The sequence below is a fragment of the Bauldia sp. genome (assembly GCA_037200845.1).
Lineage (GTDB): Bacteria > Pseudomonadota > Alphaproteobacteria > Rhizobiales > Kaistiaceae > DASZQY01.
Window position 1 is genome coordinate 2,707,234 of the sequence record JBBCGQ010000001.1, and the last position, 24,909, is coordinate 2,732,142.

Annotated in this window: 23 protein-coding genes, 1 tRNA gene and 2 pseudogenes; 12 read left to right on the forward strand and 14 right to left on the reverse strand. The window is 67.1% G+C overall.

Annotation, left to right across the window (positions count from 1 at the left end; genetic code table 11):
• Positions 1-82 precede the first annotated feature (82 nt).
• Both WDM94_13485 and WDM94_13490 read right to left on the reverse strand, forming a co-directional pair.
• A complete protein-coding gene (locus tag WDM94_13485) occupies positions 83-1,630 on the reverse strand; it encodes an amino acid permease (protein MEJ0013603.1) in 1,548 nt (515 codons plus the stop codon).
• Between the two features lie 317 nt (positions 1,631-1,947).
• Positions 1,948-3,120, reverse strand: a complete 1,173-nt coding sequence (locus tag WDM94_13490; GenBank protein MEJ0013604.1) for an MFS transporter — start codon at positions 3,118-3,120, stop codon at positions 1,948-1,950.
• Positions 3,121-3,304: 184 nt separating this feature from the next.
• Here WDM94_13490 and WDM94_13495 point away from each other — a divergent pair, with 184 nt between their 5' ends.
• The 6 genes from WDM94_13495 (at position 3,305) to WDM94_13520 (ending at position 10,456) form a co-directional block, all read left to right on the forward strand.
• Positions 3,305-4,303, forward strand: coding sequence for an aldo/keto reductase (locus WDM94_13495; GenBank protein MEJ0013605.1), 999 nt, complete (start codon positions 3,305-3,307; stop codon positions 4,301-4,303).
• A 44-nt stretch (positions 4,304-4,347) separates the two neighbouring features.
• Positions 4,348-4,959, forward strand: coding sequence for a YjbE family putative metal transport protein (locus tag WDM94_13500; GenBank protein MEJ0013606.1), 612 nt, complete (start codon positions 4,348-4,350; stop codon positions 4,957-4,959).
• Positions 4,960-5,058: 99 nt separating this feature from the next.
• The gene (locus tag WDM94_13505; protein MEJ0013607.1) at positions 5,059-6,531 is read left to right on the forward strand and encodes a DUF1800 family protein; all 1,473 of its coding nucleotides are present in this window, start codon (positions 5,059-5,061) and stop codon (positions 6,529-6,531) included.
• A gap of 10 nt (positions 6,532-6,541) precedes the next feature.
• Complete coding sequence (locus WDM94_13510) at positions 6,542-7,708, forward strand: DUF1501 domain-containing protein (GenBank protein MEJ0013608.1); 1,167 nt, start codon at positions 6,542-6,544, stop codon at positions 7,706-7,708.
• Between the two features lie 111 nt (positions 7,709-7,819).
• Positions 7,820-9,283 carry a DUF1800 family protein gene (locus WDM94_13515; GenBank protein MEJ0013609.1) on the forward strand — a complete coding sequence of 488 codons (1,464 nt, stop codon included), beginning with the start codon at positions 7,820-7,822 and terminating at the stop codon, positions 9,281-9,283.
• A gap of 9 nt (positions 9,284-9,292) precedes the next feature.
• Positions 9,293-10,456 carry a DUF1501 domain-containing protein gene (locus tag WDM94_13520; GenBank protein MEJ0013610.1) on the forward strand — a complete coding sequence of 388 codons (1,164 nt, stop codon included), beginning with the start codon at positions 9,293-9,295 and terminating at the stop codon, positions 10,454-10,456.
• On the opposite strand, the gene mgrA is transcribed toward WDM94_13520, so the two are convergent.
• On the reverse strand, positions 10,453-11,484 hold the full coding sequence (gene mgrA, locus WDM94_13525) for an L-glyceraldehyde 3-phosphate reductase (GenBank protein ID MEJ0013611.1): 1,032 nt from the start codon (positions 11,482-11,484) through the stop codon (positions 10,453-10,455). The genes WDM94_13520 and mgrA overlap by 4 nt on opposite strands.
• Before the next feature lie 106 nt (positions 11,485-11,590).
• Between mgrA and WDM94_13530 the strand changes: the two genes are divergently transcribed.
• Positions 11,591-12,358: an SDR family oxidoreductase gene (locus tag WDM94_13530; GenBank protein ID MEJ0013612.1), complete on the forward strand. Its 768-nt coding sequence runs from the start codon at positions 11,591-11,593 to the stop codon at positions 12,356-12,358.
• A gap of 26 nt (positions 12,359-12,384) precedes the next feature.
• Here the strand turns inward: WDM94_13530 and WDM94_13535 are convergent, their stop codons facing one another.
• From WDM94_13535 to WDM94_13550, 4 genes are all read right to left on the reverse strand, one after another.
• Positions 12,385-13,599, reverse strand: coding sequence for a CaiB/BaiF CoA-transferase family protein (locus WDM94_13535; GenBank protein ID MEJ0013613.1), 1,215 nt, complete (start codon positions 13,597-13,599; stop codon positions 12,385-12,387).
• 109 nt (positions 13,600-13,708) lie between these two features.
• Complete coding sequence (locus WDM94_13540; GenBank protein MEJ0013614.1) at positions 13,709-14,116, reverse strand: DUF4383 domain-containing protein; 408 nt, start codon at positions 14,114-14,116, stop codon at positions 13,709-13,711.
• A 58-nt stretch (positions 14,117-14,174) separates the two neighbouring features.
• Positions 14,175-15,356: an acyl-CoA dehydrogenase gene (locus WDM94_13545; protein MEJ0013615.1), complete on the reverse strand. Its 1,182-nt coding sequence runs from the start codon at positions 15,354-15,356 to the stop codon at positions 14,175-14,177.
• Positions 15,357-15,366: 10 nt separating this feature from the next.
• Positions 15,367-15,867, reverse strand: a complete 501-nt coding sequence (locus WDM94_13550; GenBank protein MEJ0013616.1) for an isoprenylcysteine carboxylmethyltransferase family protein — start codon at positions 15,865-15,867, stop codon at positions 15,367-15,369.
• Positions 15,868-16,095: 228 nt separating this feature from the next.
• Here WDM94_13550 and WDM94_13555 point away from each other — a divergent pair, with 228 nt between their 5' ends.
• Positions 16,096-17,190, forward strand: a complete 1,095-nt coding sequence (locus WDM94_13555) for a type III polyketide synthase (GenBank protein MEJ0013617.1) — start codon at positions 16,096-16,098, stop codon at positions 17,188-17,190.
• Here WDM94_13555 and WDM94_13560 read toward each other — a convergent pair.
• Positions 17,130-17,462 carry a hypothetical protein gene (locus tag WDM94_13560; GenBank protein ID MEJ0013618.1) on the reverse strand — a complete coding sequence of 111 codons (333 nt, stop codon included), beginning with the start codon at positions 17,460-17,462 and terminating at the stop codon, positions 17,130-17,132. The two genes, WDM94_13555 and WDM94_13560, sit on opposite strands and share 61 nt — an antisense overlap.
• Between WDM94_13560 and WDM94_13565 the strand changes: the two genes are divergently transcribed.
• Positions 17,452-17,778: a hypothetical protein gene (locus WDM94_13565; GenBank protein MEJ0013619.1), complete on the forward strand. Its 327-nt coding sequence runs from the start codon at positions 17,452-17,454 to the stop codon at positions 17,776-17,778. The genes WDM94_13560 and WDM94_13565 overlap by 11 nt on opposite strands.
• 211 nt (positions 17,779-17,989) lie before the next feature.
• On the opposite strand, the gene WDM94_13570 is transcribed toward WDM94_13565, so the two are convergent.
• Positions 17,990-18,199, reverse strand: coding sequence for a hypothetical protein (locus WDM94_13570; protein MEJ0013620.1), 210 nt, complete (start codon positions 18,197-18,199; stop codon positions 17,990-17,992).
• A gap of 193 nt (positions 18,200-18,392) precedes the next feature.
• Between WDM94_13570 and WDM94_13575 the strand changes: the two genes are divergently transcribed.
• Both WDM94_13575 and glmM read left to right on the forward strand, forming a co-directional pair.
• Positions 18,393-18,469, forward strand: a tRNA-Met gene (locus tag WDM94_13575).
• Positions 18,470-18,616: 147 nt separating this feature from the next.
• A pseudogene (gene glmM, locus WDM94_13580) lies at positions 18,617-19,987 on the forward strand (phosphoglucosamine mutase).
• 181 nt (positions 19,988-20,168) lie between these two features.
• Here glmM and WDM94_13585 read toward each other — a convergent pair.
• The 5 genes and pseudogenes from WDM94_13585 to mnmA form a co-directional block, all read right to left on the reverse strand.
• Positions 20,169-20,429, reverse strand: a complete 261-nt coding sequence (locus WDM94_13585) for a hypothetical protein (GenBank protein MEJ0013621.1) — start codon at positions 20,427-20,429, stop codon at positions 20,169-20,171.
• Positions 20,430-20,941: 512 nt separating this feature from the next.
• Positions 20,942-21,079, reverse strand: a complete 138-nt coding sequence (locus WDM94_13590; protein ID MEJ0013622.1) for an amidohydrolase family protein — start codon at positions 21,077-21,079, stop codon at positions 20,942-20,944.
• Between the two features lie 67 nt (positions 21,080-21,146).
• Positions 21,147-22,178: pseudogene (gene nagA / locus WDM94_13595) on the reverse strand (N-acetylglucosamine-6-phosphate deacetylase).
• A complete protein-coding gene (locus WDM94_13600) occupies positions 22,064-22,951 on the reverse strand; it encodes a BadF/BadG/BcrA/BcrD ATPase family protein (GenBank protein ID MEJ0013623.1) in 888 nt (295 codons plus the stop codon). The pseudogene nagA and the gene WDM94_13600 overlap by 115 nt, the downstream one beginning before the upstream one ends.
• A gap of 231 nt (positions 22,952-23,182) precedes the next feature.
• A complete protein-coding gene (gene mnmA / locus WDM94_13605; protein MEJ0013624.1) occupies positions 23,183-24,376 on the reverse strand; it encodes a tRNA 2-thiouridine(34) synthase MnmA in 1,194 nt (397 codons plus the stop codon).
• A gap of 211 nt (positions 24,377-24,587) precedes the next feature.
• Here mnmA and WDM94_13610 point away from each other — a divergent pair, with 211 nt between their 5' ends.
• On the forward strand, positions 24,588-24,863 hold the full coding sequence (locus tag WDM94_13610) for a DUF1153 domain-containing protein (GenBank protein ID MEJ0013625.1): 276 nt from the start codon (positions 24,588-24,590) through the stop codon (positions 24,861-24,863).
• Positions 24,864-24,909 lie beyond the last annotated feature (46 nt).

Sequence of the window (24,909 nt, forward strand, 5' to 3'; positions counted from 1 at the left end):
ACGCTCCGCGCCATCTATTGGAACAAACCCGCGCGGCAGTCTGCCGCGCGGGCGCGCTATTGTCGAACCTGTAGCCGGCTAACTAGCGCTCGCCGACCGCCTTTTCCGCCTCCGCGATCGCCGCCTGGCGCGCCGCGATGATCTCGCCCATCGGCGGGCCCTTGAACCGGCGCTGCTCGAAGCCGAACCACACCAGCGCCGTGAGCACGAAGAAGCCGATCACGATGTACGCGGCCTTGTCGTTAGGCGGCTGGATGCCGAGGACGATGATCAGGATCATCGACAGCACCGACAGCACGGCGAACAGCATGAAGACGCCGCGCCCGAGGTTCCACGGTCCCATCTTGTCCCACTTCGGCGTGCCCCACGCGATCGCGCCAAGCACGATCGGGAAGGTGAACGACAGGAACAGGAAGATGACCGTGCACGACACGACGATGGTGTAGGCCGACGTCCCCGCCACCGAGATCAGCGACGAGCCCCAGACGAAGAGCACCGACAGCGTCGCCCCCGTCCAGATCGCCGCCACCGGCGTGCGATATTTCGGGCTGACCTTCGACAGCGCGCCGGAGGCCGGCAGGCCGCCGTCACGCGAGAAGGCGAAGATCATGCGCGAGGCCGATGTCACCGTCGCCAGCCCGCAGAGAAGCTGCGCAACGAAGACGACGATGTAGACGATCTCCTTGACCACCGGATTGACCATCTGGTCGAAGGCCCAGAACCAGACATTCCAGCCCTGCGCCGCCGCCTGATCCATATCCGGGAGCATGAGGACGAAGGGCACCAGGAACACGAGGCCGAAGATCGCCGACCAGACCACCGACATCACCATCGCGCGCGGCACCGAGTGCGCCGCCTTGATGGTTTCCTCGGAAGTGTGCGCCGAGGCGTCGTAGCCGGTGATCGTGTAGATCGGCATCAGCAGGCCGAGGGCGAACACCCACCAGTTGGAGACGGGCGGCCAGACACCGCCGCCGGCATCGCCCGAATAATTCTTGAACGTGAACAGGCGGCCGATGTCCCAGGTCGACGCCGCCCACAGGCAGACGATGCCGATCAGGATCGATCCGCCGAAGATGAGCCAGCCCGAGAAATCGGTGAGCCGCGCGGTCAACTTGATGCCGAGGTGGTTGATGAGCGCCTGCGCCCCGGTGATGATGATCAGGAAGATCGTCTGGGTGACGAGATTGTTCTCGATCCCGAGCTGGGCGCCGAAGGCGCCGATGAAGAACGTCCATGTTCCGACGTTGATGGCGCCGAGCACGGTGATCAGGCCCAGCAGGTTGAGCCACGCCGTCACCCAGCCGGTGCCGCGGTTGCCGAGGATCGAGCCCCAGTGGTAGAGGCCGCCGGCCGTCGGATAGGCCGACGAGATCTGCGACATCGCCACGGCAAACGTCAGCGACACGAAGCAGCCGACCAGCCAGCCGATGCCGATCGCGATGCCGCCCGCGCCCGACGTCGCCTGCGGCAGCGAGTTGATGCCGCCCGACAGGATGCAGATGATCGAGAAGGAGACGGCGAAGTTCGAGAAGCGCGATAGCCGCCGCTCGAGTTCCTGGGCGTAGCCCATGCTGTGGAGGATTTTGACGTCCTCCTTCTTGTGGTCGTCGGTATAGGTCCCGTCCATGTTGCTCATGCGTCGCTCCTTAGAGCCGGCGTAGCGGTTACGCGGCTGCCCCTGGTTGCTTGACCCTCGCCGCGCGACAAAGCCCGCGCGGAACGCCCCTCATACGCACGCAAATTTCCTGGCTTGGTGGGCGGCGGCGTGTGGCTTTCAGGGGCCCGTCTGATCGACGAACCGCGCCACCCGGCACTTTTGCGGACGCAATGAGCGCGTCCATAGCCACCCCCGATAGGGCGGGCGACTCGGATGTGCCCGTCCCAATGTCATCCTAGTGTTACAGGGAATCCGGCGAACGGCAATTGGCCCGCGAAATCGGTGGCTTACACCACCACCGCGGCGGCCGGCTGCGGCCGGTCGGCAAGATTGCGGGCCAGGAATACAGCCAGGAGCGGCAACGGCAGGATGAGCGCGAAAGACGCGCGAATCCCCCATTGTGACGCCGATAAGCCCATGATCGGCGGCGTCAGGAACAACACCACAGCGTTCATGAACGAGATCGACGCGACATTGATCGACGCCGGCCGGTCGCCGAGACGCGCGGCCGCCGACATCGCCTGCGGGAACGACGTCGCGACGCCGAATCCGATCAGCGCGAAGCCCAGCAGCGACAGCGGCACCGACGCACCGATGACCACCAGCACCAGCCCGACGAACGAGATCGCCGACAGCACCATCGCGACCCGCACCGGTCTGTAGCGTTCGATCCAGCCGTCGCCGAGCATCCGCCCGACGACCTGCGCGCCGATCGCGACCGACAGTGTCGTCGTCGCGATCCACTCGGCGGTGTGGAACACGTCGCGGAGATAGATCACCGACCACGTCCGAATTCCGGCCTCCAGCCAGATGCTGCCGAGCGCGAACGCGATCAGCATGAACGTCGCCCACGTCGGCGTCGCAAAGCGCGGCGCCTCGACCTCGCCGCTGTGTGGGCGGGGCGCCAGCGGCACCATCGGCGCCACCAGCACCAGCGAGGCAACGAGCACGACCGGCACCGTCGAGAAGAGATGCACCGCCGGCGGCACGTGCAGCGCCACCATGGCAATGCCGATCAGCGATGCGGCAAAGAAACCGAGACTCCACATGCCGTGGCAGCGGTTGAGGATGCGCCGGCCGGTGGCGTACTCGATGCGGTCGGCCTCGACGTTCATGGAGATCGCCGTGGCGGTGAACCCCATCGCCACCAGGATCGAGCAGAAGAAGAAAACGACCGGCGTCGGCGCCAGCGTATCCAGCGCGATCGCTAGCGCAAACAGCGGCAGGCCGAAGGTCAGCGTCAGACGCGTGCCGAAACGCTCGATCAGGCGACCGGCAAAGGGGAAGGTCGAGAAGGCGCCGAGGTCGAAACCGAGCAGCGCGAGACCGAGCTGCGCCGGCGTCGCGTGCATGGCCTGCTGCATCTCGGCCAGGCGCGAGAAGAAGCCGCCGATGGCCAGCGCCTGGATGAAGAACACGGCCATGATCGTGGCGGCCGGCGAAAGCTTCCATCGCAACATCGGTCGAGTGCCCCCGCACGTACCGCCGCATTCTCGCTATGCTGGTGGCCACGCCGCGCCGCGTCAATAGACGCGGCAGCGGCATATGACAGTGCCGACAGCGCTACTCAACGCCGGGTGCGTCATGTATCAACACGGCGCGGAACCGGCGGGCAGATCGCCGGCCGTGGGGGAGATGATCCAAATGAAGCTCGCGTCGCGCCGTCTCGGACGGACCAAGGTTCAGGTCACCACGCTGGGGCTGGGCACCGCCTCGCTCGGCGGCAACATGCTGGCGGTCAGCGATCCGATGGCGCGCGAGATCGTCGATCTCGCGCTGGACAGCGGCATCCGCTACGTCGATACCGCCCCCTACTACGGCTACGGCAAGTCGGAGCGCTCCGTCGGCGATGGCATCCGCGATCGCAAGAACTGGGTGCTGTCCACCAAGGTCGGACGACTGCTCGCCCCGCGCTTCGGGCCGATCCCCGCCGGCGAGAACTGGAAGAGCCCGCTGCCTTTCGTTCCCGTCTACGACTACTCGTACGACGCGGTAATGCGCTCCTTCGGCGACAGCCTGCAGCGCCTCGGCCTCAACCACATCGACATCCTCTACATCCACGACATCGACGTGCCGCTGCAGAACGACGCCAGCCCCAGGGCGACGTACCGCAAGTGGGTGAAGAGCGCTTACAAGGCGCTCGACGAGCTGCGCCGCAACGGCGACATCAAGGCCATCGGCTTCGGCGTCAACGTCACCTGGCCGATCGCCGACGCCCTCGACCTCGGCCAGTGGGACGCCTTCCTGCTCGCCGGCCGCTACACGCTGCTCGAGCAGGCGCCGCTCGCCGCGCTTTTCCCGGCGGTGAAGAAGCACGGCGCCTCGATTGTGGTCGGCGGCCCGTTCAACTCAGGCATCCTTGCCGGCGGCGCCACCTTCAACTACGCCAAGGCGCCGAAGGAGATCGTCGCCCGGGTCAAGAAGATCGCCGCGGTCTGCGCGTCGCACAATGTCCCCCTCCCCGCGGCCGCCCTGCAGTTCCCGGTCGCCAACCCGATCGTGTCGAGCATCATTCCCGGCCCGCGTTCGCCCGATGAGCTGAAGCAGATCCTGGGCTGGTGGGAGACCGCCATCCCTGCGTCGTTGTGGAGCGACCTGAAGAACGAAGGCGTGTTGGATCAGGCGGCGCCGACGCCTAAGTAAGGACGCGCGAAAGCGCCAATCCGTCTGGAGGAAATCCCGAGGTTATGCTTTCAGAGCTCACGGCGCTCGCTACCGTCGTCGTCATCGATCTCGTGCTCGCCGGCGACAACGCCGTCGTCGTCGGTATGGCCGCCGCCGGGCTGCCGACCGAGCTGCGCCGCAAGGCGATCGTGCTCGGCATCGGCGCCGCCGCCATCCTGCGCATCTTCTTCGCCGTCTTCACCACCCAGCTTCTTGCGATCATCGGCCTGACGCTCGCCGGCGGCATCCTGCTGCTCTGGGTGGTGTGGAAGCTGGCGCGCGAAATCATCGCGCAGCGCAAGCAGCACGAGCTGATCGACGCCGGCGCCGAGCCGGTCGCCCCGCCGGCGAAGGACCTCCGCCACGCCCTCGTGCAGATCGTCGTCGCCGATGTCTCGATGTCGCTCGACAACGTGCTCGCCGTCGCCGGCGCCGCGCGCCAGCACATCTGGGTGCTGATCATCGGCCTCGCCCTGTCGGTCGCGCTGATGGGTGCCGCGGCCAGCCTCATCGCCCGCGTGCTGCACCGCTACTTCTGGATCTCGTACGTCGGCCTCGCCCTGATCGCGTTCGTGGCGGCGCGCATGATCTGGGAAGGCGTCTGGGAAGTCAGCCACGTCGTCGCTGGAATTTAGATCGCGCTAGCGCTGGTTGTGTTGCCGCGGGCCGGCCCTTGCGCGGCGCGATTCCTGGCGCCATGATCCTCGACCTTAGGTTGACCTCGGAGGGCGACGGTGGCCATCGACAGCGACCTCTTTTTTGCGCGGCGCCTGGGCCTTGGGCTGCGGCCCGATGAGACACTCCCCGCGCCGCCGCGCGAGTGGGCGATGGATCAGCTCCGCTCGATCCCGCCGCTCGATTTCTTCGACAAGAAGGGCCAGAGCATCGTCGGCACGCTGCCGCCCTACGCCAAGGTCATCGACAATTTCGAAGCAGCCGCCAAGACCTATGACGTCTTCTGGAACACCAAGAACAAGCTCGAACGCGGCAGCGGAAAGCTATCGAACGACGAATACAATCGGCGGGTGACGCAGGAAGTCTACCTTCCCTATCTCGCCGCGCCGGTCTGGCGTGACACGAGCGTCAATACGCTCACCGCAGTGAATGGGAAAAGCGGCGTCTTCGAGCGCTTCTGGATGTTCTGGTCCAACCACTTCACGGTTGCGACCGTGGGAGTGGAGAATCACCTCTACTGGGGCCCGCACCTGCGCGCGATCCGCAACCGCATGACCGGCAAGTTCGCCGACATGCTGTTCGACGCCGTCTCCAGCCCGGCGATGCTCATGTACCTGAATAATACCCAATCCGTCGGGCCCCATTCGCGCGACGCGCGCGATCCCAACCGGGACCAGCGCGATCTGAACGAGAACCTCGGCCGCGAGTTGCTTGAGCTGTACACCGTCAGTCCGGCCGCCGGCTACACGCAGGCCGACGTAACCGAGACGGCGTTGCTCCTCACCGGCTGGCGTGTGTACGGCGGTCCCGAAGGTTACCGCAGACCGAAGCCCGAGCCGAAGTTCGGCACCCATTTCGAGCCCAATGGCCATGAGCCGGGTCCGCGCACGGTGATGGGCAAGGGCTACGCGCCGAAGGGCAACGGCCAGAACATGCTGCGCGACCTCATCGACGATCTCGCCGCCAATCCGGCGACGGCCCGGCACCTCGCGGCGAAGCTTGCCCGCGCGTTTGTCGCCGACGATCCGCCGCAGGATTGCGTCGATCGCATCGCCAAGGCCTACAGCGACAGCGGCGGCGACATGATCGCGCTGCACTCGGCCGTGGTCGAGGAGGTGCTCGCCTACGCGACGCAATACTCCAAGATGACGACGCCGCAGAACTGGCTGGTTCAGGCGTATCGCGCGACGGGTGTTCGGGTGCCGATTGGGAAGATCGAGCGCGGCGGCGACGTCGAGTCGCTGCCGCTGATCTACAAGGAGATCGGCCAACCCCTCAATGAATCGGCCCAGCCAAACGGCTTCTCGGATCTCAAGGCCGACTGGCTGTCGAAGGAGATGCTCGACCGCCGCACGCGCCAGGCCTACCGCATCGGCTCCGTCGCCTTCGACCTGACCGTCGAGGCCCTCGGCGCCTACGCCGAGCGCCTCGCCGGTACCGACTCATCCCTCGCGCGAATGGTCAAACGAGCGGAGTCACGACCGATCGCGGTCGCCGTTCTTCTCGCCAGTCCCCAGTTCCTGAAGATATGAGGGCGCGCACATGACTCCGTCTTTCGAGTGCAGCGAGTCGATCAGCCGGCGCTCCTTCCTCAAGGCCACCGCAGTTCTCACCTTCGCCGGCCTGCCCAACCTGTCGTTCGCCGCCGAGGTGAACAACCGTCGGCTTCTGGTCATTCTTCTGCGCGGCGGGCTGGATGGCCTCGCCGCCATGCCGGCGATCGGGGATCCGGGGCTGAAGGGCCGTCGGCGTCATCTGATGCCTGACGGCCTCCTGAAGCTTGACGGATTTTTTGCCCTCCATCCCGCACTGAGCAACATCCACGACGCCTATGACAACGAGCAGGCACTGCTCGTTCATGGCGCGTCCTTCCCCTACACCGGCCGCTCGCATTTCGAGGGGCAGGACATCATGGAAAGCGGCATGCTGAAGCCGTACACGTCGCAGACCGGCTGGCTCGGTCGCGCCCTCGACGCGTCGGGCTATCGCGCCGTCGCCATGGCGCTGCCGGTACCGCTCATTTTGCGCGGCCGCGCCACCGCCGAAAGCCGCTACCCGACCTGGATCAGCAGCCCGCCGCGCGCCGTGTACGACAAGCTCGGCGCGCTGTGGTCGGAGGATGCGGACACGGCGGCCTACGGCTCGCAACTTGCGAGCAACGCACCAGAGGGCGTCGGCATGACCGCCACCGTCGACGTCGGCTCGCAGGTCGACATGAAGGTCCTGGCGCTCCAGGCGGCGCTGCAGTTGCGTCTGCCGGACGGCCCGCGCGTTGCGCTGCTCGACGACGTCGGCTTCGACTCGCACGCGAGCGAGCCCGGCGAATACAGCCGGCTGCTCACCGAGGTCGACCAGGCTATCGGTGTCTTCAAGCATTCGCTCGGCGAGGAAGCGTGGAAGAACACGCTCGTCGTAACGGTCACCGAATTCGGCCGCACCGTCGCCGAGAACGGATCGTGGGGCACCGATCACGGCTGGGGCAGCAGCGTGTTCGTCGTCGGCGGGGCCCTGAAGAAGTCGGGCATCGTCACCGACTGGCCGGGGCTGAAGCCGGCAGACCTGTTCGAAGGCCGCGACCTCAAGGCAACCATCGACGTGCGCTCGCTCTACGCGTCGATCGTGACGGCGCAACTTGGCATTGATCCCGAGATCGTCCGCCGCGACGTGATCGACAATCCGAAGGACGATCGCTTCGAGGCCTACCTCTAGCCGGCCGTGTCCCCCGCACTGTCCGGCAGGGCTTTACGCCTCGACACGTTGCACGCCAGGGTTTGACGAGGCAGTATCGGTGCGGTTGCGGTCAGGCGTGGGCAGCGGGCCATGGCGGTAGATAGCGATCTTTTTTTTGCACGCCGGCTCGGACTGGGACTGCGGCCCGGTGAGACCCTGAAGGGACCGCCCCGCGATTGGGCGATGGAGCAGGTTCGTTCCGCACCGGCGCTGGATTTTTACGGACCCGACGGCACCAATCTTTTCGACAAACTGCCGCCGTTCGCGAAGCCCGACGAGAGTTTCGAAACCGCCAGCCGCGAGTGGGAGGTCTACCGCACCAAGCTCGACGCGCTCGAAGCTGCCAGCCGAAAAATGTCGAACCAGGAATTCCAGGATCGCAACTGGAAGGAAATCGTCTTTCCGTACATGAGGGCTCCGGTATGGCGCGACGTGCTGGTCAAGACGCTGACTGCCGTGAACGGCCCCAGCCCGGTGTTCGAACGGTTCTGGATGTTCTGGTGCAACCACTTCGTGATTGCCGTCCAGGATACCGAGATCAAGCTGTTCTGGGGGCCGCATGGCCGCGCCATCCGCAACCGGATGACCGGGAAGTTCGCCGATCTGCTTTACGACGCGATCGCCAATCCCGGCATGCTGATGTACCTCAACAACGATATCTCGACCGGCCCGCATTCGGATGCCGCGCGGCGCGAGACCGAGAATAACGATCTCAACGAAAACCTTGGCCGCGAGCTGCTCGAACTGCACACCATCAGCCCAGCCGCCAACTACACGCAGGACGACGTTCGCGAAGTCGCGCTGATCCTGACCGGCTGGCAGATGTATGCCGGCGCCATCACCAACGGCGGCCGCAAGGCGAAGATTCCGTACGGTGTGCGTTTCAATCCGTATCGCCACGAGCCCGGCGATCGCACGGTCATGGGGAAGGTCTACAAGGCCAAGGGCAAGGGCGAGAACCTGTTGCGCGAGCTGATCGACGATCTCGCCGTCCATCCGGCGACCGCGAAGTTCCTCGCGCTCAAGCTCGCCCGCGCCTTCATCGCCGACGATCCGCCGCAAGATTCGGTGGACGCGATTGCTACCGCCTTCAGCCAATCCGGCGGCGACATGATCGCCGTCCATTCGGTGGTCATCGAGGAGGTGATCGCAAAGGCGCCGCAATATCCGAAGTTCACGACACCCGACCAGTGGCTGCTCGAATCGTACCGCACGACCGGCGCTCCGGTTCCGCTGAACGAGCCTAACGGCAGCCTGGAGTCCCTTCCCTGGACGCTGAAGGAACTTGGCCAGGCGCTCGAGGGCTGCCCGCAACCGGACGGATACTCGGCTCTCAAGTCGGACTGGCTGTCGAAGGAACTGCTCGACCGGCGCGTACGGCAGGCCTATCGCATCGGCAGCACGGTTCGCAATCTCACGGTCGAGGCGCTTACCGAATACACCGGCCGGCTTGCGGGCACAGACTCGCCGCTGACCCGGCTCGTGCAGCGGGCGGAATCCGAAGCGGTCGCCGTCGCGTATCTTCTCGCAAGTCCCCAGTTCCTGAAGACGTGAGGCGCCGGCATGACCTCCAGCTTTGAATGCGCCGAGTCGATCAGCCGACGGTCCTTCCTCAGGGCCTCGGCAATTCTCACCTTCGCGGCCCTGCCGGAAATGTCCTTTGCCGCCACCCCCGGCGACGGTCGGCTTGTCGTCATCCTGCTTCGCGGGGGCATGGATGGACTGTTCGCGGTGCCTCCCATCGGCGACCCGAGCCTCAAGGGCAAGCGGCGACATCTCGTGCCGGACGGCACGACCAAGCTCGACGGCCTTTTCGCGCTCCATCCTTCGTTGTCCAACATCAGCCAGTTCTATCGCGCCGGACAAGCCGTGATCGTGCACGCGACATCGAACGGCTACACCGGCCGATCGCATTTCCAGGGCCAGAACCTGATGGAGACGGGCGCCGATCAGCCCTACGCGCTACAAACGGGCTGGCTTGGCCGCGCCCTCGACATCAGCGGCTACACGTCCGTCGCGATATCGCTTCCCGTTCCGCTCATCCTGCGCGGCAGGCAGGTCGTCGAAAGCCGCTTCCCCACCTGGATCAGCACGCCGCCCCCCGTGGTGTACGAGGGACTCGGCCGCATCTGGTCGGCTGACGCCGACACGGCGGAATACGGCGCACAACTCGCCGCCGCCGCCGGCCAGCCGCGGATGACCGGCTATATCGGCATGGGCCAGGACGCCCAGTTGAGCGGCCTTGCCCAGGTCGCCGCGAAGCAATTGGCGCGATCCAACGGACCGCGCGTCGCCGTGCTCGATCACGTCGGCTTCGACACGCACGCCAGCGAGCCCGGCGAGCACTCCGACAAATTGCGGGACGTCGATCAGGCGATAGCCGAACTCCGCAAGGGCTTGCCTGACGACATCTGGCGGAAGACGCTGATCGTCACGGTCACGGAGTTTGGCCGCACCGTTGCCGAGAACGGGTCGTGGGGCAGCGATCACGGCTGGGCGAGCTGCGCCTTCGTGGTCGGCGGGGCGCTGAGGAAATCTGGCGTCGTCACCGACTGGCCGGGGTTAAAGGCAGCCGATCTGTTCGAGGGCCGCGACCTCAAGGCGACCATCGACATGCGCTCGCTCTATTCGGCCGTGCTTACGGCGACTCTCGGGATAGACCCCGATGTCGTACGCCGTGACGTGCTCAACGCCCCGAGAGACGATCGCTTCGAGGCCTACCTCTAGGCCGTCGACGACCGCTTCCACAGGTTGATGCCGGCTTCTTCCGTGCGCTTGTCGATTTCGGCAAGCTCCGCCTTGGTGAATGCCAGATTGTCGAGTGCGCCGACGGCGTCCTCGATCTGCTCGACACGCGAGGCGCCGATCAGCGCCGAGGTCATGCGCGGATCGCGCAGCACCCAGGCGATCGCCATCTGCGCCAACGTCTGCCCGCGCTTCTTGGCGAGCTTGTTGAAGGCGGTGACCGCGGCCATGTTCTTGTCGTTGAGGAAATTCTTGTTCCACGACTGTGCACCGGAAGCCGCGCGGCTCCCCTCCGGCACCCCCTTCAGGTACTTGTCGGTGAGCAGCCCCTGCGCCAGCGGCGAGAAGGCGATGACGCCCATGCCCTCGGCGTCGGTGGCGTCGAGCAACTGATCCTCCTCCGTCCAGCGGTTCATGATCGAGTAGCTCGGCTGGTGGATCAGCGCCGGCGTGCCCAGCTCGCGCAGAATTTTCGCCGCCTGGTGCGTGCGCTCCGAGGAATAGGAGGAGATGCCGACGTAGAGCGCCTTGCCGGCGCGCACCGCTGCATCGAGCGCGCCCATCGTTTCCTCCAGCGGCGTCTCCGGATCGAAGCGGTGCGAATAGAAAATGTCGACGTAGTCGAGCTTCATCCGCTTGAGGCTCTGGTCGAGGCTGGCGGTGAGATATTTGCGGCTGCCCCATTCGCCGTACGGCCCCGGCCACATGTTGTAGCCGGCCTTGGTCGAGATGATCAGCTCGTCGCGATAGCGCCCGAGGTCCTCCGACAGAATCTCGCCGAACAGAGCCTCGGCCGAGCCCGCCGGCGGGCCGTAGTTGTTGGCGAGGTCGAAGTGCGTGATGCCGAGATCGAAGGCGCGGTGGCACATCGCCCGCGCCGTGGCGGCATTCGAGGCGTGGCCGAAGTTGTGCCAGAGGCCGAGCGAGATCGCCGGCAGCTTCAACCCGCTGCGGCCCGTCCGCCGGTACTGCATCTTTTCGTAGCGCGTTTCCGACGGAAGGTACGTCATGCGTTGCCGCTCCCCGATTATCGTGTAATCCGGGCGGCAACCTAAACCGATCGGCGCGCGCGGCAAGCCCGGCGCCCGTTCCAAATGCGAACGATGGAGACGCGCGATGCCTGTCAATCCCTTCGACCTCACCGGACGCCTGGCGCTGGTCACCGGCTCGAGCAAGGGCATCGGCTACGCCATTGCCGAGGGCCTCGCCGAGGCTGGCGCCGCGGTCGTGCTCAACGCGCGAAACGGCAAGGAGCTGGAGGAGGCGCGCGCCCGCCTCGCCGCCGCCGGCCACGCGGCGCACGCCCTGTCGTTCGACGTGACCGATCCCCGCGCCGTCGAGCAGGCGATCGACAAGATCGAAACCGACATCGGCCCGCTCGACGCGGTCTTCAGCAACGCCGGCATCCAGCGCCGCGGCCCCCTGGTCGACTTCAAGCCCGAGACATGGCGCGAGATCATGACGACCAACCTCGACGCGGTGCACTACGTCGGCCAGGCGGCGGCGCGCAAGATGATCGCGCGCGGCCGCGGACGCATCGTCAACACGTGCTCGGCGACCAGCGAGATCGCCCGCACGTCGATTGGCCCCTACACCGCCGCCAAGGGCGCGGTGAAGATGCTGACCAAGGCGATGGCGACCGAATGGGCGCCGCTCGGCCTGAACGTCAACGGCATCGGCCCCGGCTACTTCAGGACCGAGCTCAACCGCGCCCTGTTCGAGGACCCGAAGTTCACCGACTGGCTGAAGCAGCGCACGCCGGCACGCCGCTGGGGCGACATCAACGAGCTGAAGGGCGTGGCGGTCTTCCTGGCGTCGGACGCGTCGAGCTTCGTCAACGGGCAGGTGATCTACGTCGATGGCGGATTGCTGGCGTCGATGTAGCCTCCACTCCGCTTTGCCCGCGCAGGTCAGGCTCCGGAAACAATCCCCGCCGCCACCAGCCGCTCGACATCTCCCGCCGCATATCCCAACTGCGCCAGCACCTCGGCCGTGTGCTCCCCCAGCCGCGGCGAGGCGCGATCGTAGGCGAGCGGTGAGGCCGGCATCAGGATCGGGCTGCGGATCGAGGGCACCGTGCTGCCGTCGCCGGCGTGCACGTCGATCCGCATCTTGCGGTGCACGACCTGCGGCTCGGCCATCACCTGCGCGACGTTGTTGATCGGGCCGGCCGGAACCTTCACCGCCTCGAGAGCCGCCAGGAGGTCGTCGCGGCGGAAGCGCCGCACGCCCTCGGCGAGCTGCGGCACCAGCACCGCGCGGTTGACCACGCGCGCCTCGTTGGTCGCGAAGCGCGGATCGTCGGCGAGCGCCGGCACGCCGATCACGGCGGTGAAGTGCCGGAACTGGCTGTCGTTGCCGACCGCAACGATCAGATGGCCGTCGCTGGTCGCGAACTCCTGATAGGGCACGATGTTCGGGTGCGCGTTGCCCATGCGCGTCGGCGCCGTGCCGGAGACGAGGTAGTTCATCGCCTGGTACGACAGGACGCTGGTCATCGTATCGAGCAGCGCGAGGTCGATGCGCTGCCCCTCGCCCGTCTTGTCGCGATGCGCCAGCGCCGCCTGGATCGCGACCACGGCATAGACGCCGGTGAAGATGTCGACGAAGGCCAGTCCGACCTTCTGCGGCGGGTAGCTCGCCTCGCCGGTGAGATCCATGATGCCGCCCATCGCCTGGATCATGAAGTCGTAGCCCGGGCGCGGCGCGTCGGGCCCGTCCTGCCCGAAGCCGGTGATCGAGCAGTAGACGAGGCGCGGATTGGCGGCGTGCAGGCTGTCGTAGTCGAGCCGGTATTTCGCCAGCCCGCCGACCTTGAAATTCTCCAGCACCACGTCGCTTTCCGCCACCAGCCTGGCGACGACCTCACGCCCTTCCGGCTTCGCGAAATCGACCGCGATCGAGCGCTTGCCGCGGTTGCAGGCGTGGTAGTAGGCCGCGGCGTGCGTGCCGTCGGCATTCTCGACGAAGGGCGGGCCCCAGTGGCGCGTGTCGTCGCCGGCGAGACTCTCGACCTTGACGACGTCGGCGCCGAGATCGGCGAGAAGCTGGCCGGCCCAGGGACCGGCAAGCACGCGGGCAAGTTCAACGACCTTGAGGCCGGCAAGCGGAGCTGTTTTCGACATGCCGCGAGGGAGTGCACGAGAGGCCGGCATCCGCAAGCGGCTGCCTCAATGCAAAATGCCGCGAGCGCTTCTCAGCGCCCGCGGCATTCGTCGAACGAACAGTTGGCGGCTACATCGCCATCTTGGCGTCGTCGTCCGGCAGGCCGAAGCCGGCCACGAGGATGACGACGGCGAGCACGACGTGCAGCCACTTGTCGGCATCGTTCATCGCGATGAAGCCGAGCAGCATTCCGTCGGAAGTGACGAGGAAGAATCCGAGAATCGCGACCAGCGCGTAGACCACGCCGATGATCTTCAGTGCCATGCCGCTGCCGAGGCTGGAGTAAGCACCGGCAAGAAGAACCAGACCGCTGATCAGGTGGATCAGGTTATGCCAGATGTTGACCTGAAACAGGCCGAGCACCGGGTTATTGACGAAGCCAAGCAACCCAATCACTACGAACACTATTCCAAGTACGATCGCAGCCATTTTTGCTGACATGCCAGTCCTCCGTGGCGAATCACCGCAGAGAAACATTGCGCCGTTATGACAATCCGCTCAAGAGATGGGCAGGTTTGCGGCTTTCTTGGGCAGATCAGAACGCGGCAATACCTGTCTGCGCCCGACCGAGAATGAGCGCGTGAATGTCGTGCGTACCCTCGTAGGTATTCACAGCCTCAAGATTGACCATGTGCCGGATGACATTAAAGGAATCCGCGACGCCGTTGCCGCCGTGCATATCGCGCGCCGCCCGCGCGATATCGAGCGCCTTGCCGGCGTTGTTGCGCTTCACCAGGCTGACCATTTCGGGCGTCGCGAGGTGTTCGTCGAACAGGCGGCCGACGCGGAGCACCGCCTGAAGACCGAGCGCAATCTCGGTCTGCATGTCGGCGAGCTTCTTCTGGATCAGTTGCGTCGCTGCCAGCGGCTTACCGAACTGCTTGCGCGCCAGCGTGTAGTCGCGCGTCCGGTGCCAGCAGTCTTCCGCCGCGCCCATCGCGCCCCACGCGATACCGTAGCGCGCCCGGTTGAGGCAGCCGAACGGCCCGCCGAGCCCCGACGCATTCGGCAAGATCGCGTCGTCGCCGACCTCGACGCCATCGAGCACGATCTCGCCGGTGATCGACGCGCGGAGCGCCACCTTGCCCTCGATGACCGGCGTCGACAGGCCCTTGGCGCCGCGCTCGACGATGAAGCCGCGGATCGCGTCGCCGTCCGCCGCCGACTTCGCCCACACGACCAGCACATCGGCGATCGGCGCGTTGGTGATCCACGTCTTGGCGCCGTTAAGGCGATAGCCGCCGTCGATCTTCACCGCGCGAGTCACCATGCCGCCGGGGTCGGAGCCGTGGTCAGGCTCGGTCAAACCGAAGCAGCCGACCTTCTCGCCGCTGATCAGGCCCGGCAGATACTTCTGCCTCTGCGCGTCACTGCCATAGGCATGAATCGGATAGATGACGAGCGACGATTGCACGCTCATCGCCGAGCGGTAGCCGGAATCGACACGCTCGATCTCGCGGTTGATCAGGCCGTACGCGACGTACGAGGCCCCTGCCCCGCCGTCGGCCTCCGGCACGGTCGCGCCGAGCATCCCCTGCGCCCCGAACTCGGTCAGTATCTCGCGGTCAAACCGTTCCTCGCGGAAGGCGGAGAGGACGCGCGGCGCGAGTTTTCCCTGCGCGTAGTCGCGCGCGGCGTCGCGGATGAGCCGTTCTTCCTCTGAGAGCAGGTCGTCGAGGCGGAGCGGATCGGACCAGTCGAAGGGAGGGCGTGCCATGCGCGCGACCCTAGTCGATCCCGCGCCGCGCTGCATCCTCCGCCCGCACCCGCCAGGCGAGCACCGCCAGATTGAGGATACCGAAAACCAGCGCCGTCATCGGCATGCCGAGGCCGAGCGGCAGCGCCGGTATCTCGATCGCGACGATCAGATAGTTCGGATGGCGGACGTAGCGGTAGAGCCCGGTCCGGACCGCCGGCGCGCCGTCCATGACGATGATCCGCGTCGTCCAGTAGGGACCGAGGTTGGCGAGCACCCAAAGCCGCAGCGCCTGGCACACGGCAAATATCGCGAGCCACGCCCACTGCGGCGCCGGGTTGGGCGCAGTCAGCACGAACAGCGCGACGATCCAGCCGGCGTGCAGCAACACCATCGCCGGATAGTGGCCGGCGCCGACCTCGTGCGCGCCGCGGGCGAGCAACGCGGCCGTGTTCCGGCGGGCATACAGCAACTCGCCCAGACGTTGCAGGGCGACGAGGACAACGAGAACGTGCGCCCAGCCGAGAATCATGGCGCGACACTAGACGGCCCGTGCGACGGCCAAAAGGGACAGGCATCGCTGCGGCGCGAATAGATACCGGCCACCGGGTGTTTTTACCGATGCCGGGTGGCAAGCGCAGGTCCTTTGCCATGCAGCCATCGTCGCTCATCCGTGACCGTCATCACATTCCAAGGATGACGCGGCCGCCGATCGCGGCCATAGTCGGCCGGGGTAAAGTGAGCAGTCCGGGGGTATGCGATGCTCGATAAGGTCGAAACCGCCGCGCGCGACAAGCGGCGGAGCGCTACTTTTGACGTCGAAATCGCGGCCGTCGCGACCGCCGTCCCGCATCAGGCGATCAGCCAGGAGGAGATGCGCCAGCGCGCCCGGGTCTCCTACCCGCAATTCGCCAGCATCGATTCCATCTACGCCAACACCGGCATCGAGCAGCGCTACGTCTGCGAGCCGGCGGAATGGTACCTCCAGCCGCGCACCTGGGAGGAACGCACCGCGGTCTTCCAGCGCAACGCGCTGGCGTTGCTTGAGCAGGCGACTGTCGAGGCAGTCGCGAAAGCCGGAATGGAGATCGGCGAGATCGACGCGATCGTCGTCAACACCATCACCGGCCTCGCTGTGCCGAGCCTCGACGCCAAGCTGATGAACCGGCTTCCCTTCCGGCCCGACACCGAGCGCCTGCCGATCTTCGGCATCGGTTGCGGCGGCGGCGTCGCCGGCCTCGCCCGCGCCTCGCGCATCGCGCAATCGATGCCGGGCGGCAACGTGCTGTTCCTCACCGTCGATCTCTGCACGCTGTGCCTGCGCATCAACGATCCGTCGATCACGATGTTCGTCGCGACCGCATTGTTCGGCGACGGCGCCGCCGCGATCGTGCTGCGCAACACCGGCGGCACCGACGGCGGTGGCGGACAGGCGAAGGTCGCCGCCATGGGCGAGCACTTCTGGGGCGGCACCGAAGGCATCATGGGCTGGGACATCAAGAACGACGGCTTCGGCATTGTCCTGTCGCCGACCTTGCCCTCGCTGGTGCAGGAGCGCTTTGCCCCTGCCCTCGACCAGTTCCTCGCCAAGCACGAACTGACGCGTGATGACATCGACGGCTACCTGCTCCATCCCGGCGGCGGCAAGATTCTCGACGTCGCCGAGAAGGTGCTGGCGCTGCCGCCCGAGGGCCTGAAGCCGTCGCGCGAGATTCTCCGCACATACGGCAACATGTCGTCGGCGACCGCGATGTTCATCTTGAAATACGCCTTCGACCACGGCCTCCACGGCCGCTACGTGCTGGCGGCGTTCGGCCCCGGATTCTCGGCATATTTCATGGTGCTCGACCTGTAGACGGCGAGCGCCGACAGCCGCGTCGCGCGCGCCAGCAGCGTCGCGAGCTGCGGCAGCGCGCCGACCGCCGCCACCGTCAGCCCGCGCGTCAGGCGCGCCCGCAGCGTCGCGTTGACCGCGCGGGCGAGCGCAAACTGCCGGCTGAGCGCACCGGCAAACCGCTGCTGGAACGCGAGCGCCGATTCCCCGGCAAGCACCGCCCGCGCCGCGCCGATCCCCGAAGCGAGCGCAATCGAGGTGCCGTCGCCGGTGAACGCCGGGATGACCGCCATCTGGTCGCCGACTGGGAAGACGCCCGCCCGCAATGCCCGCGCGACGAACGTAGCCGAAGGGAAGATTGGAGATCGTTGCCGGCTTCTCGCTAGCGGGCCTGGCGCCGGCAAGCAGATCGCCGAGTGGCGGCGACTGGCGCGAGAACGCATCGAGGTGCGCCCGCCAGTCCGGCCCCACCCGCTTCAGCGCCTCGGTGTCGATCTGCCAGCAGAGCGTGGCGAGATCGCCCTCGACCAGACAAGCGCCGATATAGCCGCCGTCGAACAGCGTGAGATGCACGCGGCCGGCGAGATCGGCACGCGCTGCCGCGCCTAGGCCAAGCTGGATCTTGTAGCCGGTCACCCGCGCCCGGCGTCCGCGGCCAACCGCGAAGATTGTGCTTGCCGGTGGCGAGCGCCAGATGCGGCGCGCGTGATCGGCACCGTCCGTCGTCACTGCCGCGCCGTCGCCGTCGACCCGCATCGCCGTCACCGACACGCCCCGCACGACCTCGGCCCCGGCCTCGCCGGCAGCGCGGATAAGCGCCTCATCCAGCGCCAGGCGCGACAAGCCGCCGGCGCCGAACGGCAACGGCGCGCCCCGCAGCCTTGCCGCCGGTCGCAAGCGTCAGCCGCCCTACGCGGGTGGCGCCAAGCGCCGCGGTATCGATGCCGAGATAGTCCAGCAGGTCGAGCGCCTCGGCGCTGAGGAAATCGCCGCACACCTTGAGATGGGCCGCGCGCGAACGCTCGAGCACGACGACGCGAGCGCCGTTCCGTGCCAGGTTCCAGCGCGAAGGCAGCCCCGGCCACCCCCCCGCCGACAGCAATTGCGTCGGCCTTCCCCATCGATAAAGAGTGCGCAGGTTTTGGTGCCGCGCTCAAGCGGAGGCCAAAGGCTCGCTTGACACCCTTTCCACCCCTTCCTTATATCCGGCTCACGCCTCTTGGGGCGGAGTAGCTCAGCTGGTTAGAGCAGCGGAATCATAATCCGGAGGTCCCCGGTTCAAATCCGGGCTCCGCTACCAATCTTCGCCTGCAATGATGGTCGGCTCTTTCGGTCGCGAGGTTGCGGCCGCCGTTAACCTCCATCACGCCGCCTTGCCGCTGGTCGTCATTTTTCACCTCCTCTGCCGTCCGCTTCGCGGTATGAAAAGCCTTGGCGATTCGAGGGGATAGGGCCGGCTTGGGCACGGAAGCGCAAATACTTCGGGCACCGACCGGCATCCGCGGGCAGGCGAATACCTTTCCGATGACGGCCGACATCGCCCTGAAGGTCGGCATGGCGGCGCGGGCTGGTCTTCCAGCGCGGCGCCCACCGCCATCGCGTCGTCGTCGGCAAGGACACGCGCCTGTCGAGCTACATGATCGAGAACGCGCTGACCGCCGGCTTCCCTTTCGGTCGGCATGGACGTGCTGCTCACCGGCCGATACCGACGCCCGGCATCGCCATGCTGACGCGCTCCATGCGCTGCGACATCGGGCGTCATGATCTCCGCCTCGCACAATCTCTACGCCGACAACGGCATCAAGCTGTTCGGCCCGGACGGCTTCAAGCTGTCCGACAACGTCGAGGCCGGCATCGAGGACCTGATCGACGTCGATCTGGGCTCCCGCCTGTCGAAGCCCACTGAGCTTGGGCGCGCCCAGCGCATCGACGGCGTGCAGGACCGTTACGTCGAGTTCGCCAAGCGCACGCTCGCCCGCGACCTGTCGCTCGCCGGCCTGCGCGTCGTCATCGATTGCGCCAACGGCGCCGCCTACAAGGTCGCCCCCGCGGCGCTGTGGGAACTCGGCGCCGAGGTCATCGCCATCGGCGTCGACCCGGACGGCTTCAACATCAACGCCGGCGTCGGCTCGACCGCGCCGCAGGCGCTCGCCGCCAAGGTGCTGGAGACCGGCGCCGACATCGGCATCGCGCTCGACGGCGATGCCGACCGCGTCGTCGTCATCGACGAGAAGGGCGAGCTGGTCGACGGCGACCAGCTCATCGCCGCGATCGCCGAATCGTGGTCGGCCGACGGGCGCCCTCGCCCGCGCCGGCGTGGCGGTGACCGTGATGTCCAATCTCGGGCTGGAGAGATTCCTCAACGAGATCGGCCTCCGCGTCGTGCGCACCCCGGTCGGCGACCGCTATGTCTCCGAGGCCATGGTCGAGCACGGCTTCAATCTCGGCGGCGAGCAGTCCGGCCACATCATCATGACCGACTTCACCACCACCGGCGACGGCCTCGTCGCCGCGCTGCAGTTGCTGGCGCTGGTGAAGACGCATGGCCGGCCGGTGAGCGAGGTCTGCCATCGCTTCGAGCCGGTGCCGCAGGTGCTGAAGAGCGTGCGCACGCCGAGCCGCAAGGCGCTGGAAGACGGCCGCGTGCGCGAGATCATCGACGACGCCAACCTGCGCCTCGCCCACTCGGGCCGCCTGGTCATCCGCGCCTCGGGCACCGAGCCGGTGATCCGCGTCATGGCCGAGGGCGACGACGCGGGCGGTCATCGCCCGCATCGTCGACGAGCTGGTCGAGGCCATTTCGGCCGTCGCCGCCTAGAAAAGCCTCAAGGCTGAGGCCGATTTTTGGGAGGCGGAGCGGTCCGGACTTCGGCTATGGTCCGCCGCCGCGGCGCCTATCTGGGGGAAGGAATGATCAACAGCAACCCGAACGATCCGCGCGGCCTTGTCTGGCTCGCCTCGTATCCGAAATCGGGCAATACGTGGCTGCGCGCCTTCCTCTACCAGCTCGTGCGTATCCAGAACGGATTCCCGCGGGAGGAGGACGAGCTGAACAGCTCGACCGCGCCTCGGGCTACGAGGCGAAGCTGTTCGGCCTGTTCCAGCAGTATCTCGGCAAGCCGCTCGACCAGGCCTCGCGCGCCGAGGTCATGGGCGTCCGCGCCCAGGTGCAGATGACCGTTGCCGAGCGCATGCCCAACGTCGCCATGCTCAAGACGCACAATCTGCCTTGGCGATCTGGGCGGCCTGTCGACCGTCAATGCGCGCGCCTCGATCGGCGCTATCTACATCGTCCGCGACCCGCGCGACGTCGCCCCCTCGCTGGCGAAACACATCGGCCGCAGCATCGACGATGCGATCGAGGTGATGGCGACGCCGGGCTTCGCCACCGAAAACTCGCAGGAGACGGCCTTCGAGATCTGGGGAAGCTGGAGCGAGCACGTCGCGGCTGGACGACCGTCAAGAGCCCGACCATTCTCGTCGTCCGCTACGAGGACATGCTGGCGAAGCCGACCGAGACGTTCGGCGCGATCGCCGCGCACCTTCGCCAGGAGCCGACGCCCGAGCAACTCAGCGAGGCGATCGAGCTGTCGTCGTTCGACAAGCTCAAGCGCCAGGAAGAAGAGAGCGCCTTCCGCGAACGCTCGGTGCACGCCGATCGCTTCTTCGTCTCCGGCAAGGCCGGAGCGTGGCGCGAGCGGCTGAGCGAGGCGCAGGCGCTGCGCATCCTGCAAGCCCACCGCTACGAGATGGAGCACTTCCGCTACCTCGACTAGCCGGCGCCGTCGATCCAGGTTTCGCGCACGGCGAGATCGTCGTCGAGCAGCACCAGCGACGCGGCGTAGCCCGGCGCGACGCGGCCGTAGCGATGGCCGAGGCCGAGGAACTCGGCCGGCGCCCGCGACGCCATGTGCCAGCGCCGCCTCGAGCGGCAGGCCGAGGCCAGCGACGGCGTTCCGCACCGCCATGTCCATCGCGAGATGCGCGCCGGCAAGCCCACCGTCCTCGGTGGTCAGCTTGCCGCCGGCGAGGCGAACCGTGCGGCCGTGCAGCGTGAACTCGGCGAGGTCGGCGCCGACGGTCGGCATGGCGTCGCTGACCAGCATCGTCCGCTGCCATCCGCGCGCTGCGATCGCGACCCGCAACGCCTGCGCCGAGACATGGTGCAGGTCGGCGATGATGCTCGCCCACGCCTCGGCGTCGTCAAGCGCGGCGCCGACGGGACCCGGCGCCCTGCCCGCCAGCGGCGGCATGGCGTTGTAGAGATGGGTGAAACCGGTGAGCCCGGCCGCCCGCGCCGCCGCGACCTGCTCGGACGACGCGGCGGTGTGGCCGGCGGCGACGATGACGCCCGCCGCAGCGAGCTGCCGGATCGTCGCGGGCGGCACGACCTCAGGCGCCAGCGTCACCAGAGTCTTGCCGCCGGTCGGCTGGCAAAGGATCGCGATATCCTCCGCCTCCATCGCGCGAATGAAACGCGCCGCATGCACGCCCTTGCGTTCGAGGCTGATGAACGGCCCCTCGACATGGATGCCGAGAGCGCCCGGCACCTTGGCCGAAATCGCGGAGCGCGCAGCCGCGATCGCCGCACTCATCTGCTCGCGCGTATCGGTGATCAGCGTCGGCAGGAAGCCGGTGACGCCGTGTGCGCGATGCGCCGCGCCGATCGCGGCGATGCCCGCAACGGTCGGCGCGTCGTTGAAAAGAATGCCGCCCCCGCCATTGATCTGCACGTCAATGAACCCCGGCGCGATCAGGCCCGCGACCTTGCGCGCCCCCGCCGGCGCCTCGCGCTCCGGCACGACCGCCGCGATACGCTCGCCGTCGATGATCACGGCGTAGCCATCGACGATGCGCGTGCCGTCGAAGATGCGCGCGCCGGTGAGTGCGGTGGTCACGGCCGGCCGGTCCCGACGCCGCGCAGCCAGCGTTCCGCCATCTGGATCGCGCCATCCATCGCATCGCCCGCCGGCCAGATCAGCCGCGCCTGCACCTCGGGCGCCAGCCACGGATGGAGCACCGGAAAGATGCCGCCGATCATCGCCACCTTCGGCGCGCCGAGCTCGATGAGCCGGTTGATCAGCATCGTCGCGCCGCGCGCCGCTTCGTCGATGATGTCGATCGCGAGCACGTCGCCCCGCTTGGCGTAGTCGAACACGCGCGGCGCAAATTTGGCGAAGTCGCCGGGGATCGCCTTGCCCGCCCAGATCACCGCCTTCGGCGGGCTGCGGTCGAATTCATTCAAGATGGAGTCCGCCAGCGGCGTCAGCGGTGCCATGCCCTCCAGCGCCCACAGCGACTTACGGATCGCGAGGCGCCCGATCGACAGGCCGCTGCCCTCGTCGGCGATGTCGGCGCCCCAGCCGCCGACGTTGAGGCGTTTGCCGCCAATCGTCGCCAGCCCGCCCGAGCCGGTGCCGAGGATCAGGATGGCGCCGTCCTCGCCGCGGAACGCGCCCATGTACGCGGTGTAGGCGTCCGTATCGATGATCAGCGAGGCGAAGGGATAGGGCCGGTTGCGTATCTGGTCGCGGTCCTCGTCCTGCTGCACGCCGGCGAGCCCGAAGCCGGCATGGATGCGCTCGAAGTCGCGCTCCGCGAACCCGGCCGCGGCGAGCGCCGCGCGGCATGCCTTCATGATTTCGGCATAGGCGAGATCGCCGAGGCGCGCGTTGCCGGGGCCGGCCTTGCCCTCGCCGAGCAGGTTTCCGTCGTCGTCGCGAATGCGCGCCCGCGTCGTGCTGCCGCCGCCGTCGATGCCCAGAAACAGACGCCCCGCCATGAACCCCTCCCGAGATCGAGGCAGCTATAGCATTGCTGCGGCGGAGGGGAGCAAGACGGCAGCATTCCCTCACCCTCTTTCTCTAGGCTCGCTGCGCTCGCCAAGAGAAAAAGCCCTCTCCCCTTTGGGGAGAGGGGACGAATAACCGCCTCAGCCCCCTCGCCCCGAAGGGGAGAGGGCTTCGCCTCTTGTGAGCGAAGCGAATTAGAGGCGAAGGGCGAGGAAACCCGTCTAAGCCAGCGCCGCCACGACGGGCTGCGCGATGATCCGCCGCAACGCAGTTTCCGCCTCGCGCGCATGCTCGGCCTTCTCGATGAAACCGCCGCCGAGCACCCGGGCGCCGGGGCCGTCGCCTTCGTAAAGCACGCAGGCCTGGCCGGGCGCGACGCCCGCTTCGCCGTCGCTGAGATCGACCGCGATGGCGCCGTTATTGTTGACGAGACGCGCCGGCGATGGCGCCCGGGTCGAGCGCACGCGCGCGAAGACGTCCATGCCCTCGGCCGGAATTTCCGCAAGGCTCCCCTGCCCGAGCCAGTTGACCTGGCGCAGATGCAACTGGCGCGTCGCCAGCGCCTCGCGCGGGCCGACGATGACGCGCCGCCCGGCCGGATCGAGATGCACGACGTAGAGCGGCTCGCCGGTGGCGACGCCGATGCCGCGCCGCTGGCCGATCGTATAGTGGATGATGCCGGCGTGGCGGCCGAGAATGCGCCCGTCGATGTGCACGATGTCGCCGCCGGCCGCCGCATCGGGGCGCAGCCGCTCGATCACGTCGGTGTACTTGCCGTTCGGCACGAAGCAGATGTCCTGGCTGTCGTGCTTGTCGGCGACCGACAGGCCGAACTCGCGCGCCGCCGCTCGCACCTCGGGCTTGGTCATGGTGCCGAGCGGGAAGCGGACGAAATCGAGCTGCTCCTGCGTCGTCGCGAACAGGAAGTAGCTCTGGTCGCGGTCGATGTCGGCCGGGCGGAACAGGGCGCGGTGGTTGCCCTCCGCCTTCGACATGACGTAGTGGCCGGTGGCGAGCGCGGCGGCGCCGAGCTGCTTCGCCGTGCCGAGAAGATCGGCAAACTTGACCGTCTGGTTGCAGGCGACGCAGGGCACCGGCGTCTCGCCGGCGATGTAGCTCGCCGCGAAGCTGTCGATCACCTGGTCGCGGAAGCGGCTTTCATAATCGAGGACGTAGTGCGGAATGCCGAGCGTCTCGGCGACGCGGCGGGCGTCCTGCACGTCCTGCCCGGCGCAGCACGCGCCCTTCCGGTGGGTCGCCTCGCCGTGGTCGTAAAGCTGCAGGGTGACGCCAACGACGTCATAGCCGGCGCGGGTCAGAAGCCCGGCGACGACCGAGGAATCGACCCCGCCCGACATGGCGACGACGACGCGCGTGGACTTGCGGTCGCCGGAGAGATCGAGGTCTGGAAGCATTCGTAACGGCGGAGACCGCCCCTTCATGGATTGGCGGTGACTATAGAGGCGGCGGCGCCGTCTTCAAGGTTAATCGCCCCTTGGAAAAGCTAGCAAAAGCAGCGAAATCGCCCGGAAATCTTAGGGTTTTGTTTGGCTTCGCTTAGCCGAATTTTAAGGCGTGGCGGGTACGGTGGCGCTTCGTCAGGTCAGGTTTTTGTACGAGAGTCGAATGACCGAACAGATCCGTGCGCGCGTGAAGTATGTCATCGGACCCGATGGCAGCCCGCTAACTATTGCGGATCTTCCGCCGCGCAACACCAAGCGCTGGGTCATCCGGCGCAAGGCCGAAGTGGTCGCCGCGGTGCGCGGCGGCCTCTTGAGCCTCGAGGAAGCTTGCGCCCGTTACACGCTGACGGTGGAGGAATTCCTCTCCTGGCAGCAGTCGATCGACGCGCACGGCCTCGCGGGCCTGCGCACGACGCGCATCCAGCAGTATCGGCCGTAGCAAGCCGGCAGTCGGCAACAGGCGGCCGGCAATCGCCAACGCCTGC

Bases quoted from the DNA above. Each gene is read 5' to 3' on its own strand.
- WDM94_13485 (MEJ0013603.1), bottom strand. From the start codon at position 1,630: ATGGACGGGACCTATACCGACGACCACAAGAAGGAGGACGTCAAAATC.
- WDM94_13490 (MEJ0013604.1), bottom strand. From the start codon at position 3,120: ATGTTGCGATGGAAGCTTTCGCCGGCCGCCACGATCATGGCCGTGTTC.
- WDM94_13495 (MEJ0013605.1), top strand. From the start codon at position 3,305: ATGAAGCTCGCGTCGCGCCGTCTCGGACGGACCAAGGTTCAGGTCACC.
- WDM94_13500 (MEJ0013606.1), top strand. From the start codon at position 4,348: ATGCTTTCAGAGCTCACGGCGCTCGCTACCGTCGTCGTCATCGATCTC.
- WDM94_13510 (MEJ0013608.1), top strand. From the start codon at position 6,542: ATGACTCCGTCTTTCGAGTGCAGCGAGTCGATCAGCCGGCGCTCCTTC.
- WDM94_13515 (MEJ0013609.1), top strand. From the start codon at position 7,820: ATGGCGGTAGATAGCGATCTTTTTTTTGCACGCCGGCTCGGACTGGGA.
- WDM94_13520 (MEJ0013610.1), top strand. From the start codon at position 9,293: ATGACCTCCAGCTTTGAATGCGCCGAGTCGATCAGCCGACGGTCCTTC.
- mgrA (MEJ0013611.1), bottom strand. From the start codon at position 11,484: ATGACGTACCTTCCGTCGGAAACGCGCTACGAAAAGATGCAGTACCGG.
- WDM94_13530 (MEJ0013612.1), top strand. From the start codon at position 11,591: ATGCCTGTCAATCCCTTCGACCTCACCGGACGCCTGGCGCTGGTCACC.
- WDM94_13535 (MEJ0013613.1), bottom strand. From the start codon at position 13,599: ATGTCGAAAACAGCTCCGCTTGCCGGCCTCAAGGTCGTTGAACTTGCC.
- WDM94_13540 (MEJ0013614.1), bottom strand. From the start codon at position 14,116: ATGTTTCTCTGCGGTGATTCGCCACGGAGGACTGGCATGTCAGCAAAA.
- WDM94_13545 (MEJ0013615.1), bottom strand. From the start codon at position 15,356: ATGGCACGCCCTCCCTTCGACTGGTCCGATCCGCTCCGCCTCGACGAC.
- WDM94_13550 (MEJ0013616.1), bottom strand. From the start codon at position 15,867: ATGATTCTCGGCTGGGCGCACGTTCTCGTTGTCCTCGTCGCCCTGCAA.
- WDM94_13555 (MEJ0013617.1), top strand. From the start codon at position 16,096: ATGCTCGATAAGGTCGAAACCGCCGCGCGCGACAAGCGGCGGAGCGCT.
- WDM94_13565 (MEJ0013619.1), top strand. From the start codon at position 17,452: ATGACCGCCATCTGGTCGCCGACTGGGAAGACGCCCGCCCGCAATGCC.
- WDM94_13560 (MEJ0013618.1), bottom strand. From the start codon at position 17,462: ATGGCGGTCATCCCGGCGTTCACCGGCGACGGCACCTCGATTGCGCTC.
- WDM94_13590 (MEJ0013622.1), bottom strand. From the start codon at position 21,079: ATGGCGTCGCGGGCGCCGGCCGAGTTCCTCGGCCTCGGCCATCGCTAC.
- WDM94_13600 (MEJ0013623.1), bottom strand. From the start codon at position 22,951: ATGGCGGGGCGTCTGTTTCTGGGCATCGACGGCGGCGGCAGCACGACG.
- mnmA (MEJ0013624.1), bottom strand. From the start codon at position 24,376: ATGCTTCCAGACCTCGATCTCTCCGGCGACCGCAAGTCCACGCGCGTC.
- WDM94_13610 (MEJ0013625.1), top strand. From the start codon at position 24,588: ATGACCGAACAGATCCGTGCGCGCGTGAAGTATGTCATCGGACCCGAT.